Source organism: Chloroflexota bacterium (assembly GCA_009840625.1).
In the GTDB taxonomy this organism is placed as follows: domain Bacteria; phylum Chloroflexota; class UBA11872; order UBA11872; family VXNJ01; genus VXNJ01.
This window is the reverse complement of sequence record VXNJ01000010.1, coordinates 138515-153220: the sequence shown is the minus strand read 5'-3', so window position 1 is coordinate 153220 and position 14706 is coordinate 138515. Positions and strand designations below refer to the sequence as shown.

Sequence of the window (14706 nt, the reverse complement as noted above, 5' to 3'; positions counted from 1 at the left end):
CCCCGGCCCGGCGACCATCCCATCCCTAGGGGAGGATCAGGAAGTCGCCGTGCAGCCAGTTGCCGTTTGCGGTTTCGTACCAGGTGACCCCGTCGACCTGCTGGGTCTGGCCGGTCAGCTGGACCTGATCGCCGTCAGCCAACTGGGTAACCACCTGGGAATTGGTCAGGCTAGGGGCATCGCGGACATTGAGTTGCGCGCCGCCGGTTGAAACGGTGGCCACGACCGAGGTGTCGGCGGGTTCAGGCGCGGCGCTGCCTTCGGGCGGAATCTGCAATTCCTGGCCGGCGAAGATCTGGCCGGGATCCGAGAGATCGTTGTATTCGGCAAGATCGGCGACGGTCACGCCAAGGCGGCTGGCGATGTCGAAAAGGGTGTCGCCCGACTGCACCGTGTACACCCCGGCCGGCGGTTGCGTCGGCGCGGGCTCCGGCGCCGGAGCAGGCGCCGGGGTCTGCACGACCGGCGGAATTGCAGTGGGCAGCGGCGTGGGGGCCGGGGTGGCCGGCGCGGGCGCCACCGTTGCCGGGTCCGGGTCGGGTGCGATCGTGGCCACCGGTGCGGCGGTGACCGCGGGCGTCGGCGTCGCCACCGCCACATCAACCTCTCCGGCATCGCCACCGAAGAAGGCGTTCACAATGAGAATCACGATCAGGGCGACGATGAAAAGCGGTACCAGCAAGAAAGTCAGAAACAGCCGGTAACGGCGTAATTCGCGCATCATTTTCTAGCCAAACCGCTCCTCGGCAAACGGGTCGCCGCGCATGTGGTAGCCGTTCAGTTCCCAAAAACCGGGCCGGTCGGCGGCGATGAACTCGATCGCGGCCAGCCACTTGGCGCTCTTCCAGGCGTACAGATGGGGTACGATCAACCGCACCGGCGCCCCGTGATCACGGTCGATCGGCTCGCCGTTGCGCTCGAACGCGAATATGTTCTCGGGCCGGTCGAAGTCCTCGAGCAGCAGGTTGGTGGTGTAACCGCCGTAGCAGTGCAGCATGATCGCACTGGCTTCCGGCAGCAGATTTACCCGCTCCATGAGCCGCTTCACCGGAACCCCCGACCAGTCGTTGTCCATCATCGAGAACCTGGTCACACAGTGGAAATCGGCGTGGAAGGTCTCGTATCCAAGTGACTTGAACTGCTCGGCGTCGAAGGTCAATTCCTCTTCCACCAGGCCCTGGACGCTTAGTTGCCAGGCGCTGATTGGAATGTCCGGCGTGGGGCCGTAGGTAAGGACCGGCCAGTTGTCGACCAGGTGCTGTCCGGGCGGGACGCGATCGCCGTAGGCAGCCAATTGCGCGGCGCGGCGCTCCGCCCGCGACTTGGTGCCGAACAAGTCCAAGTAACCGCCCTCCCGATAATCAGCAGCGGGCCCAATTACTAGGTTATTTGATGGATCAATTTTTGCCCCCTTCGGCGACTGAACCCGCATACCGGGTTGACGCCTACCCGCCCGATCTGCCGGGGCTGCCGTGGGTGGTCTACCGGCGTGTCGGCGACAGGCTGCTGCGGCTTTGGTTCCGCTATCCGGAAAAGGCCGCGGACCGGGCCCATCCGGCGGTCCTGTTCTTTTTCGGGGGCGGGTACAGGATCGGCACGCCGACCCAGTTCGACTATCAGGCGCGGGCCCTGGCCGCGGCGGGCGTGGTTGGAATCTTGGCCGATTACCGCGTCGCCAGCCGCGACGGCGTCACCCCGGCCGACTGCGTCGAAGATGCGCGGGCGGCGTTCGCGCTGGTGCGCACCAGCGCGGAGCGGCTGGGCCTGGATGCGGCCCGAATCGCGGCCGCGGGAGGCTCGGCCGGCGGACACCTGGCGGCCGGTCTGTCGACGTTTGCCCGCCCCCAATCCGGCCCGGGGCCCAGTGCCCTGGCACTGTACAACCCCCTGCTGGTCACGGCGCCGCTGCCCGGGATCTTCGAGCTGGACCCGGAACGGGTGGAGTTTTTCGAAAAGGCGATAGGGTGGCCGGCAAAGTCGATTTCGGCAGCCCACCATCTCGGCCCGGACCTGCCGCCGACCCTGATCATGCACGGGGAGGACGACGCCCTGATTCCCTGCGCGTCGGCGTCGGCGTTCGACCGATTGGCCGGCCGGCTCGGCCTGGACTGTCGGCTGATCACCTACCCGGGGGCCGATCACGGCTTCTTCAATGCCGGCGCCAGTCAGGGCAACTCGCGCCTGCGCGATACGACCCGGGAACTACTCCGGTTCCTTGGCCGGATCGGCTGGATCGAAGCAGAGACCGCCGTTTAGACCGGCCAGGCCGGCAATTGCCGCTGCGTACCCTTCGGAGGCCCCGCTGCCCGGGAAACCGGATCCCCAGGCCAGGCGCCGGCCACCCAGCGAATCCTCAAGGCCTGCCAGCGCCTCGGCAAAATCCGCCGCCGCCGGGCTGTCGCCGACGACCAGGATTCCGATCCGGGGGTCGCGGGCGGCGGTCAGCAGCCGGCCGACCGAGCTGCGGGTAACGGCCGAGCGCGGCACCTCCAGGAAGAACCGCCCACCTTCCAAGCCGCTCACATCGGCCGGCTCGGTCAGGTAGATCAGCTTGCCGGCGTCCAGGACCCGCTGGGCGGCTTCAGCGTCCGCGGATAGGGTGGCGGAGTCGAATCGTGCCCCGATTACCCCGGCCTGGCCAATCGCCGGCGAGCCGGCGGCGCAGATCGCGCGCACTTTGTCCGGGTACATCTCCAGCGCGGCGCTCAGATAGGAGTGGTCGAGTCCGTACTGCGGGGGCTGGACGATAACTGCCGCGTCCACGCCGTTGACTCCCATCGTGATCAGGAGTTGTTCAACCGGCGCCGCCGCGGGCGGTTCGCCGGCCTGCGGGTACCGGTAGAGATTGAGCGAAAAGACGCTGGCGAAACCGTCAATGCGCATCAGGCGGCCACCACGCTCAGGATGGCCGAGTCGGACGCATTGCCGGCGGTGTCGATGGCCCGCGCCGAGAGGGTGTGCGGGCCGGCGAAAGCTCGCCAGCTGACGCTGTAGGGCGCCAGCGCGTCGCTGGCGATGCGCAGCCCGTCGACATAGAAGTCGACCCGCGCGACCGCGGCGTTATCGCTGGCCAGGGCGGTCAGCCGATTGGGGCCGGCCGAAATCAGCGGCCCGGGCTCAGACACCGCCAATTGGACTTGCGGCATTTGGCGGTCGATGACCAGCGCGCGCACGATTTCGTCGCTGCTGCCGTCGGGGAATTCGATCCGGGCCCGCAGCATGAGGGGGCCGTCGGGGAGGTCAGCGACCGGCAACCGCCCCAGGACGTCCGGGTCGGATTCCTCCGGCCCCGGCCCCGGGAGGGGCAGCCACTCCGACGGCCGGCGACCGAGTCCGTAGCTCAGGGTCGCGCCGGCACCGCGGCCGCGCACCGCGGTCTCGCTGGAGAGCACCGCCCCGGCCGGCGGGGAGGCCAGGATCAGGCCCGCCGGCGGGCGCAGGAAATCAAGCTCGTCAGCGTATTCGCGCGGTGCCGGCGCGAGCGGATCGTCGCTGGCCTGTTCCTGCTGCCACGACCAGGCTTCGGGTGGCAGCGCGACCGCTATCGTTTCTTCGATTTCGGCGGCAGGGGCGTCGGGGCCGGCGAGTTTGCCGGATGGCCCGTGGATCAACAGCGGCACATGCAGGTCGTCGCTGCCGAAAGGCTCGGTTCCGGCAATGAAAACCTCGCTGATCGGGTTCGGCGAAAAAGGGCCCGGGAGCAGGCCGGAAAGGGGGTCGATCTCAACGTCGATCAGACCCGGCGGGCGCTCGAAGGGTACCGGCTCGGGGGCCAGCCGAGAGTGGGCGATTTCCATGGCCGCGTGCCAGATCGGCAATGCCCCCCGCGAGCCGGGAACGTCGGTCATCGGGGTGTTGTCGGCATTGCCCACCCAGATCGCGGCGGCGAGCTGGGTCGAATAACCGGCGGTGGCGGCATCGCGGAAATCGTTGGTGGTCCCGGTCTTGACCGCAGCCTGGTGCCCGGTGACGAGCATGTTTGCGTTCGGTCCAAAAACCGCCTGGCGGGATACGGCGTCCGACAGGATGTCGGTAATCAGGAAGGCGACCCGTTCGTCGACGGCCGGTTGCGGCGCCTGGCGCTGTGGCCCCGAGACTTCGATTCCGCGGCTGTCGGTTATTTCCAGGATCGGGTTCGGCGGACGGTACAGCCCGCCCTGGCCGAAAGCCCCGTAGGCGCTGGCCAGATCAAGCAGCGGAACCGCTGCCGAGCCGAGCGCGAGCGCCGGCCCGTAGTCGGCCGGCCCCCCGGCGACCGTCAGTCCGAGGGCGCGGGCGGTGTCCAGTGTCGCCTCCACGCCGGCCAGCTGCTGGGCCTTGACGGCGGGAATGTTGAGCGAGTTGGCCAGGGCGAAGCGCATCAGTACCGGCCCCCGGAACCGCAGGTCGTAATTGCCCGGTTCGTAGGGTTCATCGTTTCCGAATTGCGGGATCGAGACCGGCACGTCGTAGAAGAGGGTGGCCGGGGTCTGGCCCTGTTCAAGCAGGGTCGCGTAGGTGAACGGCTTGAAGGCCGAACCGGGCTGGCGCGGCGCCAGGGCCATGTTTACCTGGCCGTCGATGTCTTCGTTTCCGAAATCGACGCTTCCGATCATCATGAGGATGTCGCCGTTGCCCGGGTCGAGCACCACCACCGCGGCATTGTGGGCGTTGTGCCCGCCCGCCAATAGGGTGGCGACGTGCTCGCGGACGACCGCTTCGACTTCGCGTTGAACGTCGAGCCGCAGCGTGGTCCTGACCCGCCAACCCTGGGTGGCCACGTCGGGACCATATCGCTCCTGCAGGTATTCGGCCACGTAGCGGAAGAAGTGCGGGGCCGGACCGAAATCGGGGTCCGGCGACGCAAACACCAGGGTTTCGGCCTTGGCGTCGCGGACGTCGTCGGCGGTGACAAAGCGGTTGCGCTCCATCAGGTCGAGGACGTTGTGCTGGACCCTGGTAGCCGAAGCCAGGTCGGCGAAGGGGTTCAGCGCCGTCGGCGCGCGCGGTATGCCGACCAGCATTGCTGCCTCGGCCAGGCTGAGTTCGTTAACGCTCTTGCCGAAATAGGTATCGGCGGCGGCCGCGATTCCGTAGGCGAGGTTGCCGTAGTTGTTCTGGTTCAGATACAGGGCCAGGATTTCGTCCTTGGCCAGGTCCTGGGAGAGTCGGTAGGCCAGGACCACCTCGCGGAGCTTGCGCTCCAACGTCTGTTCGGGCGAGAGCAGCGAGTTCTTGACCACCTGCTGGGTAATGGTCGAAAAGCCCGACACTATGTCCTGGGCGCGCAGGTTTAGCCAGGCGGCGCGCACCACGGCGCGCAGATCGAACCCCGGGTTGTCATAGAAGCTGGCGTCCTCGGAAGCCACGACCGCGTCCTTGATCAGCTGCGGGATCTGGTCGGGGGCCAGCAGGGTGCGGCGGCCTTCGTCGATCAGTTCGCCTAGTTCGACCCCGTCGGCCGAGTAGATCACCGTGCTTTCGAACAGTTCATCCGAAAAATCGGCGACCGCGCCGACATCCGGCAGGTCCTCGAAGATGGAATTGACGAAGGGTGCCGACAGCAACAGCGCCCCCACCAGGGCCCCCGCCACGAATACGGCGAAAGCGCCCGCCAGCCCCAGCCCGATCGCCGCGACCGACGCCAGCGCCAGCGCCAGGGGTCGCCGGCTCCGGTCCGGCTGGAGATTCAAGCCGCGGTTCAGCATAGGATTCGCGTTCGCAGGGCGGACGGGCTTCTAGGGAATTCTGGGGGCAACCGCGACCCTGCGCCAGCGGCGGCCGGCCGCCGCTGGTATCGGTGGGCGCAACAGGACTTGAACCTGTGACCTCACGGATGTGAACCGTGCGCTCTGGCCAACTGAGCTATGCGCCCGCGCCGCAATTTGATCCACAGCGTGCGAGTCTAGTGCCCTTTCCCGGGCTGCGCCAAAGGTTCTGCCGAAGCTTGCTGGCGGCCGGAGAGCGGCACGGCAAAATTTGATTTGCATGGGCGTGATGACGAAGGAGATTTAGGCGATGGTTGCATCGAAGGGCCGACGGCTGGGCGCGTTCTTGATCGACTCCGTGCTGCTGTCGATTGCCACCGGCCTGTTGGCGGTCGTTTTGTTCGTGTTGGCCTACGGCGCCGACAGCGACGAGGCCTCGGTGGCGATTTTCCTGATCGGCGGACTGTTGGTGCTGGTGCTGGTTTTCGCCTACAAGTTCATCCTGGAACTGACGCCGTGGCGGGCCACCTTCGGGAAGAAGATCCTGGGCATCCGGATCGTGGCGGCCGACGGGTCGGAAGCCGGCGCCGGCGCCATCATCGGGCGCGAACTGCTCTACGTAGTGTTCAGCTCGATTTCAATCGTTAATCTGATCTTCTACATCATGCTGGCGGTCGACGACGATGCCCGCGGCTGGCACGACCATCTGGCCTCGACCAAGGTGGTGATGGGCTAGGAGTCCGCCGCCGCCGACTCTCCGGGGCCGGCGGCGATGCCCGGCCAGTTGAGCATCTGAATCTCGACTTCTTCGCCGCGCCCAACCCGAGCGCAACCCTCGGGGATCACCGCCAGCGCGTCGGCCCGGGCCAGCGAGGACATGATCCCCGAGCCCTGGGCGCCGGTGGGGCGGCATTGGAATTCGCCGTCGCGCTGCCAGACCAGCACGCGGGCGTAGGTCCGGCGCCGCAGGTCTCCCGGAATGGCGTCGATAGCGCGGGCCCGGACCAGCGGTCGCTGATGGTCGGTGCGCCCTTGCATGGCCAGCAGCAGCGGGCGCCCGAACAATTCGAAAACGACCAGCCCGGAGACTGGGTTGCCAGGCAGGCCCAGCACCGGGGTCCCGGCGATCCGGCCGGCCGCCAACGGCTTGCCCGGTTTCATCCGGATCCGCCAGAAATCGATGTGGTGCTGGCCGATGACGTGCTTTACCAGGTCGTGATCGCCGACCGAGACGCCGCCGATCGTGAGCACCAGGTCGGATTCGGCCGCCGCCCCGAGCAGGGCGGCGCGGACGGCGTCGAGCCGGTCGGCGACTATCGGCCGCCGTTGTGGCCGCCCGCCGTGCTGGGCGACGAGCGCTGCCAGGGCCCAGGCGTGGTTGTTGCGGATCTGGCCGGCGCGCGGCTCGGTGTCGATTTCGACGACTTCATCGCCGGTCGGGACTATCGCCACGCGGGGCTTGCACCGCACCGGCACCCTGGTCCGGCCCAGCGACGCCGCTACCCCGACCGCGCCCGGCGTGACAACCGTGCCGGCGGACAGCGCGGTGCTTCCGGGGGCAAGGTCCTCACCGGCCCGGCGGATCGCTTCGCCGGGTTCGGCGGGACAGAGGACCGCGACTGTGGAGCGGTCCTGGCCGCCCGGTTGCTCGCCGGCCCGCCCCCAGTCGACCCGGTCGGTGTCCTCGAACCCGACCACGGCGTCGGCGCCGACCGGAATGGGCGCACCGGTCATGATGCGCACCGCCTGTCCGGGGCCGACCGGACGCGGGTCGCTGCTGCCCGCCGGCTGCTCGTAGATGACCTCCAGCCGGACCGGGGATGCCGAGCCGGCCGTGGCCACGTCGGCTACGCGCAGGGCGTACCCGTCGAGCGCCGAATTGTCGTGCGGCGGAACGGGCGCGCGCGCCCGAATGTCCTCGGCCAGGACCATCCCGGCGGCGGCCTCCAAAGCGACCTCTTCCGAGCCGAGCGGCCGCGCCAGGGACAGCACTCGGCCGAGTGCGTCCTCGACGCTCAGCAGGTCGTCCATACGGAGCCTTTCATAGGGGTAATCAAGCGGATTGGGGGTGAGCCGACAGTCCGATTTTGACCGTATCCGAGGGGGTCTCCAAGAAGGGGATCGACCTTCGAATTCATATAATGCCACCTATTCGCGGAATCAAATAGCCGGAACGGCTTTGCGTGTCTGATCAACTTGCCAAGGCCATCGAGTCGCTGCGCCGCGGCGGGCTTGCGATCCTGGTCGACGACCGCAACCGCGAGAACGAGGGCGATGTGGTAGTGGCGGCGGAATTCATCACCGCCAATGCAATTACGTTCATGGCCGAGCACTGTCGCACGATGATCACGATCCCGATGACTGCGGCCCGATTGGCCCGGCTGGGAATCGACCTGATGGTCAAGGCCAACAGCGGGCCGGAGCACACTGCGTTCACAGTCTCCGTCGATTACCGCCACGGCACGACCACCGGCAGCTCGGCGGTGGATCGCGCCAAAACGATTCGGGCGCTGGTTGACGAGACGGCCAAGCCCAGCGACTTCGCCTCCCCCGGCCACGTTTTTCCGCTGCGCGCCCACCCAGACGGCCTTGGGGCGCGCCGCGGCCACACGGAGGGCGCGATCGAATTGATGAAACTGGCCGGACTCTACCCGGCCGCCGCGATATCCGAAGTCCAGGGTCGGCACGGAAAGATGCTGGACAAGGATGAGCTGATCGAATTCGCGCACCGCTTCGAAATGCCGATGGTCCGGGTTCAGTGCATCGCCGAACACCTCGCGGAGGTCAGTCAATCCCCCGCGGAAGCCGGGACGGCGCTGCCGACGGGACAAATCAGCGCTTAATATTTGCTGCCGAGCACCGGTGCTCGGCAAGACCGCTTTCCTCTGTAGCTCAATTGGTAGAGCGGGCGGCTGTTAACCGCTAGGTTGAAGGTTCGAGTCCTTCCAGAGGAGCCCTCTCCACGTCCGGGCGACCCGGAAACGCCAATCTGCTACCCACCGCCCCCGTCGCGCGCATGTGCATTGCCGGGGCATGGCAACGCCCGGGCGGGTTTCCACCCTGGCGGGTGTGGTGACATTCCGTCCAGGCGCAGGTGTCGTACGTGCCTCAAGAAAAGAGCATTGCGCATTGCACCCGCTCGGCCCGACGATTGATATCGATCGCAGAATCAAGGCCAACTTCGGGCGAGGGAATCCGGGACATGTTTGATCAAATCGCAGGCGGACGGACCGACGCAGTATTTGAATATCTGGGTTCCGGAAATCCGGTTGATTCGACCGATGCTGCCGGAGTGTCGCTTATCCGCTGGTGTGCTTATTACGGCGACGTCAGCGCGATCAAGTTTCTGTTGGCCAACGGAGAGTCGCTCGACGCACTGGGGGCGAATTTCGACCTCAACGGAGCCTCCTTTCACGGGCACTGGCAACTCTGTCAATTCCTGATCGAACAAGGAGCGGACGTCAATCGGCCGCTGCCCGGCACATTGGAAACACCATTGCACGCAGCTTTCTGCAAATCAGACCAACCGGTTTTTGACTTGGTTGCCGATGTCCTACTCGCGGCAGGGGCGGACCCAAACTCGACCACGGCGCCGGCGGTTCCAACCGGTAGCTTCATGCGCGACTGCAGGACCAAGGCAGAGACGCCCTTGCGCCGCGCGGCGGCTTACGGGGGCGAAAACGCGATCCGAATGCTGCTCGACGCCGGGGCGGCGGTTGACGCCCGCGACATGAATGGTGATTCGCCGCTTTCCTGGGCAAGTTGGCATCAACGACCGGCCCACATCCTGGCGATGCTTTGCTTTGGGCAACACACGATTCATCCCGAGGCCGCGCAGCAATCGGCCCGGGAACGGGCAGCCGGTTGGCGGGGCATGGAAAAAAGCTTGGCGGGAACTCCCACCCACGGTCCCGCAATGAGCGAACCCCGCTAGCGGGAATCAAACGGCGGGCTCGAACCACGACTCCCAAACCCCCGGCGGTAATGCCTCCTGGGGGTCCTGCGCGGTTCGCTAATCGAGATCGACCACGAGCGGAAAGTGGTCCGAGGCCTCGGCCGCGGGTGGCCGACGGTAGATTCTGGCCGAGCTCAGGCGTGCGGCCAGACCCGGCGAGACGTGTATGTAGTCCAATCGGGCTGGCGAGAACGGCGATTCGAAAGCGGCTGGGGTGGGTATTGTGTGTCCCTCGCGTTCCGGGTGCAATCGCGCGTAGGCGTCGACAAATCCTGCACCGGCGATCATCCGGGAAACACGCTGATCGAGTGCTCCGCCGGCCGCGTGACGGACGAATGTCGGCAGCGTTAGTCCCCGCACCGGAACGTGGTCGAAATGGCTGATCAGGTTCAGATCGCCAAGCAGGATGGCCGGGGCTGCAGGATCGATAAGGTCCAGTGCGGCCGCGACCTCGGCGTGTCGCTGACGTGGCCCCAGCGGGGAGAGATGCGCGGCCAGGGCCTGAATCAGACTGCCCTTCCCATCCTCGAGCTCCACGAGCGCCAGACCGTGCCAGAAGCCCGCGCGCAGGAACCGCGATCGGGCGATCCGCCAGGGGCGGCGGGTGAGAACGCCGATGGGAAACCCTTCACCGACGAATATCTCCCCGGCCATACCGGCCGCGTTGGCAAAACTCTCGAAGCGTTCGCGACCGTGGTCCTGCCAGTCGACCAGTTCCTGCATCGCGATAAGGTCCGGGTTGATTCCCTTGACAACGTCCAGGAGGAGGCGGTCCCGGCCCCGGATCGGCCCCAGTTGGGCACGTCCCCCCTCGAAGGTGTTGTACGTCGCGATGCGCATCGCTATCGCCGGTCAAGGAGCCGGTTCTGCAAGTAGTTCGAATGGATCGGCAACGCGCACCCGCTGCCGTAGACGGTAGGCGTCGGCAATAGCAAAGCAGGCGGCGAGGGTGCGCAGGTTATCAAGGCAGTGCGTCTGACACGGCCGACCCTCGCGCACCTGGCGGGCGAAGTCTTGCAGTTGTGGCCGGAAACCGTCTTCGGTCCCGCCGCTGGCCTGAACCAGATGTGGGACACCGTCCGGATCGCGGTCAACGTAAACGCCGAATCCGCGACCCAGGTCGTTGACGTGGATAGATCCCTCTGGCCCGCAGAGTCGCCACCGGCCTTCGTAGGTATCGGTGTGCCCGCGGCTCTCGCGACTTGCGAACATCGATGCCGACTGGCCGCCTTCCATTTCGATCAGGGCGAAGAATACCGCCGCCGAACTGTGGGAATTGAACGGCACGCCGGGCGCCAGCGCCTGTACCGCGGCCACGTCGCACCCGAACCAGTAACGAAGCAGATCGATGTAGTGGACGCCGATTTCAAAGAGCATTACGTCGCGTTCGCGGGCCCGGTAACCGTAAGCGGGCAGCATCCGGTGGGCCGAGCATTCCACGAAGGCGATCGGGCCGACCGCATCTTCCTCCAGCAGCCGCCGCACCGCCCGGGCGAAGGAGCTGTACCGATAGTTCTGATTCACTGCGAAGGGGACCTGGCTACGGCGAGCGGTCTCCGCCAGGGCCAGGGCTTGATCCGGGTCCAGGGACATCGGTTTTTCGGTCAGCAGCGGGTGCCCGCGCTCCAGGCAAAGCCGGGCCGCGGAGAATCGATTCTCGGCCGGCGTGAGCATCAAGACCGCCGCCTCCGGGAAGTTGCGCAAAGCGATCTCGAGATCGGAATAAACACGTTCCACTGGTAGCTGGCCCGCTGCCAGCAGGCGCTGCCGGGCCCCCGCATCGGGGTCGCACGCGGCCACCAGCTCCCAGTCAGGGTTGTCGGCCAATGCTTCAAGCCAATCGCCCGAGATGCCGCCCAGGCCGGCGACGACAAGGGGTAATGGCGCCGTTTGAATCAATAGCTTCGCCCAGAATTTGACCGCATGATTGCTAGCGAATGTTAGAAGCGCTGTGGTTCTGACGCCGCAACCGCGGCCCGATGGACCGCCCGCCCGCCGCCAACGGCGTCTGTCCTTGGGCGAACGCGGCGAGGCGTTGGCGGGCCTGGCCCAGGGCTTGCTCGACGTGCTGATCATCGGCGGCGGGATCACTGGCTGCGGCGTGGCCTTGGAGTGCGCCGCGCGCGGACTGTCCACCGGGTTGGTTGAGGCGCGCGACTTCGGGGGCGGCACGTCTTCGCGGTCTACGAAGCTGATCCACGGGGGCCTGCGCTACCTTCGCCACTTCGAGTTCGACCTTGTCCAGGAGGCAGCTCACGAAAGACGCCGGTTGGGGCAGCTGGCCCCCGGACTCGTGAGCGAATTCCCGTTTGTGCTCCCCTTTTATGGCGGCTCCTGGTCAGCCGCGCAGTTGCGGGTCGGACTATCAACCTACGACCTGATGGGCGGGTTTGGCGGTCATTCCCGCAATGTGGGGGTTTCACAGGAACGGCTGCGGAGCCGCTTTGCGCCGCTGCTAAATGGCGGGGCGCGCGGCGCCTATCAGTACTTTGATGCGCTGACTGACGATGCGCGGCTGACAATCCAAGTCGCCAAGACCGCCGCCTCGCTGGGCGCGCGCCTGGCCAATTACCTTCCGGTTCAGGCGATCGAACCGGCCGCCGGCCATTACCGGGTGATCGTGCGCGACGGCCTCGGCGCGGACGAGCACACCCTGCGCGCCCGCCGGGTGGTCCTGGCGGCCGGGGTCTGGCTGGATGAACTCATGGGGATGATCGAGCCCGGCTGGGAGCCGGTGATAGCCCCGGCCAAGGGGATCCATCTTTTCATGCCGCGCGGCGCGCTCGGACCCGACTGCGCATTTACGCTTTCGGCGCCTTCCGACGGCAGGCTGATATTTGCCATTCCCTGGTATGGCCGGCTGATGATCGGTACCACCGACACTCCCTATCGGGGACCGTTGGCCGATCCGCTGCCGGACCCGGAAGGGGCCGCCTATCTGATCGAATCGATCGACGCCCGCCTGCCCGGGCTGGGGATTGGCCAGGCCCCGATCATCGGGGCCCAGGCCGGCGTACGACCGCTCATTCGCGAGGAAGGCGCCGATCTCGAAGACACGTCAAGGCGGGAACGGTACCTGCGGGGGCGCAGCGGGGTCATCGCGGTCGGCGGAGGCAAGCTCACCACCTACCGCCAGATTGCACGCCGCCTGGCCGACCTGGTGGCCGCCGAACTCGGCGCGAGCTTGCCGCCGCCGGTGCAGGCCGATACCGGTCGGATTCCGGTCAACCGGCGCATCGGCGAGCCGTCCGGATCGGCCCTGGCTTCGGTGGCCGACCCCGGCCGGTCCGAGGTGTTGCGGATCGCCTACGGCGAAGGGGCGGGTGAGATCGCGCGCATCGCCGCGCGCGGACACGGCCGGATGATTCCCGGCGCGGACCTATCCGAGGCCGAAGTGCGCTACGCGGTGGCCCACGAGATGGCGCAGACGCCCGAGGATCTGCTGGCGCGCCGGCGCCGGACCTTCCTCGTCGAGGAGGGTAACGGCGAGGCCGCGGCAGGGCCGCTGGCCAGTTTGTTGGCGGACCTCCTGGGGAGATCCGGAGACTGGGCCGAGGAGATCGCCGGGAGCTATTTGGCGACCGTCCGGGCGCACCGCGGCGCGGTCTGAACGGTTACTGGGAGTTGTTGGCCGGAGGGTTGCGGTGGCGGGCTTCCAGGATCAGCTTTTCGCTCTGCGGCATCAGCGGAGAGAGCGCGAAGTCGCCGCAGCGGGCGGTGATTTCCAGCCCGGCGTGTTCCAGCAGCAGGGATAGTTCCCCCGGAAACACGGGACGCGTTTTGTACTCGAAGACGATGGTGTTCTCGCGCGTGCGTTCGGTTCGCGGCGGGGCGAACTCGTGGTGGAACATGATCCGCTGGAAGTTGGGGTCGACCACCGTGGTTCCCTTGTATTGCAGCGTTTCATTCAGGTGCTTGTTGAACACGTGCCGGGGGCGCTCTTTCTGGACGTGGTACTTGCCCGTGCACTCCAGATAGGGCGACTGCTTGTAGGTGATGTACAGCGACCCGTCGGGATCGAGGTGATCGCGACAGCTTTGCAGCGTCAGCAATATGTCGGCGGGGTTTAGCAGGTGCGCCAATGAGTCGGCGCCCAGGAGGATGAGCCCGAAGTTGCGCCGCCGTAGTTTCATGTCCTGCATTCGACGGCGAAAAAAGACCGCCCGCTTCTGCAGTTCGAGATGCTCCGCCTTGGCTTTGGCCAGCTTGACCATTTCAGGGTCGAAATCGACCCCGGTGACCCTGAAGCCGGCTTCGGCCAGCGGGATCGCTACGCGTCCGGTGCCGCAGGCAACGTCCAGGATTGTCGGGCTGCCGCGCTCCTCGGCCAACTTGATGTACATGGGCACGTCACCGCGGAAATCACCGGTAAGTGCTTCGTAGAAGTGGGTGAAATCCTTGGGCCACGCGGGTAGGGTGTCGGGATCGGAAACAGGGCTAACAGCCAATGCGGCGACTCCGTAAGGCGGTGCTGGGACGGTGCACGGGGAAAGACTCGGTGAATGATTCTCGGCGAGTCTGGGTCACGGCATGGCGCGCCAGCGTATACCATTGGCGCGAGAAGGAGTGTAGCTCAGTTGGAAGAGCAGCGGTCTCCAAAACCGCCGGTCGGGGGTTCGAGTCCCTCCACTCCTGCCAAGGCCGAAGTGGCGGAATTGGCAGACGCGCTGGTCTCAAAAACCAGTGAGGGCAACCTCGTGTCGGTTCGAACCCGACCTTCGGCACCCCGACTAGCCGGGACGCTGTTTACTGGGCGTCGATCTCCGGAATATCCAGGTCCATCCCCGGATAGATGGTGTTCGGATCAGCACCATCGAAGCGCCACTTGTTCTTCTGGAAAATGATTTCCCACTTGGTTTCGTCGCCGTATTCGCGTTCGGAGATCGAACGCAGCGTCTCGCGCGGCATCACCTTTACGGTGTGGCGCACTGGCAGATCACCTGACGACTTTTTGCTTCCGAAAAACCCCAATTTCCACCTCCTGGACGGCGCCCCGACACCGGTCTGCGGCCACTCCACATTTGGAACACGGTTTGCATTCTAAGCGCGCCGCATTGCCGTCGG

Annotated in this window: 13 protein-coding genes, 4 tRNA genes and 1 pseudogene; 8 read left to right on the top strand and 10 right to left on the bottom strand. The window is 66.3% G+C overall.

All coding sequences use genetic code 11. The features are described 5' to 3' along the window. Nucleotides 1-337: 337 nt before the first annotated feature. Nucleotides 338-724, bottom strand: a pseudogene (locus F4X41_07130) (LysM peptidoglycan-binding domain-containing protein). Nucleotides 725-727: 3 nt separating this feature from the next. After that, nucleotides 728-1432: a sulfite oxidase-like oxidoreductase gene (locus F4X41_07125; protein ID MYB16787.1), complete on the bottom strand. Its 705-nt coding sequence runs from the start codon at nucleotides 1430-1432 to the stop codon at nucleotides 728-730. On the opposite strand from F4X41_07125, the gene F4X41_07120 reads away from it, so the two are divergent. After that, a complete protein-coding gene (locus F4X41_07120) occupies nucleotides 1393-2256 on the top strand; it encodes an alpha/beta hydrolase (GenBank protein ID MYB16786.1) in 864 nt (287 codons plus the stop codon). The genes F4X41_07125 and F4X41_07120 overlap by 40 nt on opposite strands. Here F4X41_07120 and F4X41_07115 read toward each other — a convergent pair. The 3 genes from F4X41_07115 to F4X41_07105 form a co-directional block, all read right to left on the bottom strand. Next, on the bottom strand, nucleotides 2203-2883 hold the full coding sequence (locus F4X41_07115) for a hypothetical protein (GenBank protein ID MYB16785.1): 681 nt from the start codon (nucleotides 2881-2883) through the stop codon (nucleotides 2203-2205). The genes F4X41_07120 and F4X41_07115 overlap by 54 nt on opposite strands. Then, nucleotides 2883-5672 carry a penicillin-binding protein gene (locus tag F4X41_07110; protein ID MYB16784.1) on the bottom strand — a complete coding sequence of 930 codons (2790 nt, stop codon included), beginning with the start codon at nucleotides 5670-5672 and terminating at the stop codon, nucleotides 2883-2885. The genes F4X41_07115 and F4X41_07110 overlap by 1 nt, the downstream gene beginning before the upstream one ends. Nucleotides 5673-5780: 108 nt before the next feature. After that, nucleotides 5781-5854 (bottom strand) — tRNA-Val (locus tag F4X41_07105). Between the two features lie 143 nt (nucleotides 5855-5997). Between F4X41_07105 and F4X41_07100 the strand changes: the two genes are divergently transcribed. Then, on the top strand, nucleotides 5998-6423 hold the full coding sequence (locus F4X41_07100) for an RDD family protein (protein MYB16783.1): 426 nt from the start codon (nucleotides 5998-6000) through the stop codon (nucleotides 6421-6423). Here F4X41_07100 and F4X41_07095 read toward each other — a convergent pair. Further along, nucleotides 6420-7718: a molybdopterin molybdotransferase MoeA gene (locus F4X41_07095; GenBank protein ID MYB16782.1), complete on the bottom strand. Its 1299-nt coding sequence runs from the start codon at nucleotides 7716-7718 to the stop codon at nucleotides 6420-6422. The genes F4X41_07100 and F4X41_07095 overlap by 4 nt on opposite strands. 152 nt (nucleotides 7719-7870) lie before the next feature. Between F4X41_07095 and ribB the strand changes: the two genes are divergently transcribed. From ribB to F4X41_07080, 3 genes are all read left to right on the top strand, one after another. Then, nucleotides 7871-8530, top strand: coding sequence for a 3,4-dihydroxy-2-butanone-4-phosphate synthase (gene ribB, locus F4X41_07090; GenBank protein ID MYB16781.1), 660 nt, complete (start codon nucleotides 7871-7873; stop codon nucleotides 8528-8530). Nucleotides 8531-8568: 38 nt separating this feature from the next. Then, nucleotides 8569-8641 (top strand) — tRNA-Asn (locus F4X41_07085). A gap of 248 nt (nucleotides 8642-8889) precedes the next feature. Then, nucleotides 8890-9621, top strand: coding sequence for an ankyrin repeat domain-containing protein (locus tag F4X41_07080; GenBank protein ID MYB16780.1), 732 nt, complete (start codon nucleotides 8890-8892; stop codon nucleotides 9619-9621). Nucleotides 9622-9699: 78 nt separating this feature from the next. Here F4X41_07080 and F4X41_07075 read toward each other — a convergent pair whose 3' ends face one another. Next, nucleotides 9700-10482, bottom strand: a complete 783-nt coding sequence (locus tag F4X41_07075; protein ID MYB16779.1) for a hypothetical protein — start codon at nucleotides 10480-10482, stop codon at nucleotides 9700-9702. A gap of 12 nt (nucleotides 10483-10494) precedes the next feature. Then, nucleotides 10495-11718: a Gfo/Idh/MocA family oxidoreductase gene (locus F4X41_07070; protein MYB16778.1), complete on the bottom strand. Its 1224-nt coding sequence runs from the start codon at nucleotides 11716-11718 to the stop codon at nucleotides 10495-10497. Here F4X41_07070 and F4X41_07065 point away from each other — a divergent pair. After that, a complete protein-coding gene (locus F4X41_07065; protein MYB16777.1) occupies nucleotides 11570-13252 on the top strand; it encodes a glycerol-3-phosphate dehydrogenase/oxidase in 1683 nt (560 codons plus the stop codon). The two genes, F4X41_07070 and F4X41_07065, sit on opposite strands and share 149 nt — an antisense overlap. A 4-nt stretch (nucleotides 13253-13256) precedes the next feature. On the opposite strand, the gene F4X41_07060 is transcribed toward F4X41_07065, so the two are convergent. Beyond that, complete coding sequence (locus F4X41_07060) at nucleotides 13257-14090, bottom strand: methyltransferase domain-containing protein (protein ID MYB16776.1); 834 nt, start codon at nucleotides 14088-14090, stop codon at nucleotides 13257-13259. Nucleotides 14091-14204: 114 nt separating this feature from the next. Between F4X41_07060 and F4X41_07055 the strand changes: the two genes are divergently transcribed. Together F4X41_07055 and F4X41_07050 are read left to right on the top strand one after the other, a co-directional pair. Further along, a tRNA-Trp gene (locus tag F4X41_07055) sits at nucleotides 14205-14280 on the top strand. 2 nt (nucleotides 14281-14282) lie between these two features. After that, a tRNA-Leu gene (locus F4X41_07050) sits at nucleotides 14283-14366 on the top strand. 22 nt (nucleotides 14367-14388) lie between these two features. Here F4X41_07050 and F4X41_07045 read toward each other — a convergent pair. Beyond that, nucleotides 14389-14571, bottom strand: a complete 183-nt coding sequence (locus F4X41_07045; protein MYB16775.1) for a hypothetical protein — start codon at nucleotides 14569-14571, stop codon at nucleotides 14389-14391. Between the last annotated feature and the right edge of the window lie 135 nt (nucleotides 14572-14706).

Bases quoted from the DNA above. Each gene is read 5' to 3' on its own strand.
- F4X41_07120 (MYB16786.1), top strand. From the start codon at position 1,393: ATGGATCAATTTTTGCCCCCTTCGGCGACTGAACCCGCATACCGGGTT.
- F4X41_07125 (MYB16787.1), bottom strand. From the start codon at position 1,432: ATGCGGGTTCAGTCGCCGAAGGGGGCAAAAATTGATCCATCAAATAAC.
- F4X41_07115 (MYB16785.1), bottom strand. From the start codon at position 2,883: ATGCGCATTGACGGTTTCGCCAGCGTCTTTTCGCTCAATCTCTACCGG.
- F4X41_07100 (MYB16783.1), top strand. From the start codon at position 5,998: ATGGTTGCATCGAAGGGCCGACGGCTGGGCGCGTTCTTGATCGACTCC.
- F4X41_07095 (MYB16782.1), bottom strand. From the start codon at position 7,718: ATGGACGACCTGCTGAGCGTCGAGGACGCACTCGGCCGAGTGCTGTCC.
- F4X41_07080 (MYB16780.1), top strand. From the start codon at position 8,890: ATGTTTGATCAAATCGCAGGCGGACGGACCGACGCAGTATTTGAATAT.
- F4X41_07075 (MYB16779.1), bottom strand. From the start codon at position 10,482: ATGCGCATCGCGACGTACAACACCTTCGAGGGGGGACGTGCCCAACTG.
- F4X41_07070 (MYB16778.1), bottom strand. From the start codon at position 11,718: ATGATCAGCACGTCGAGCAAGCCCTGGGCCAGGCCCGCCAACGCCTCG.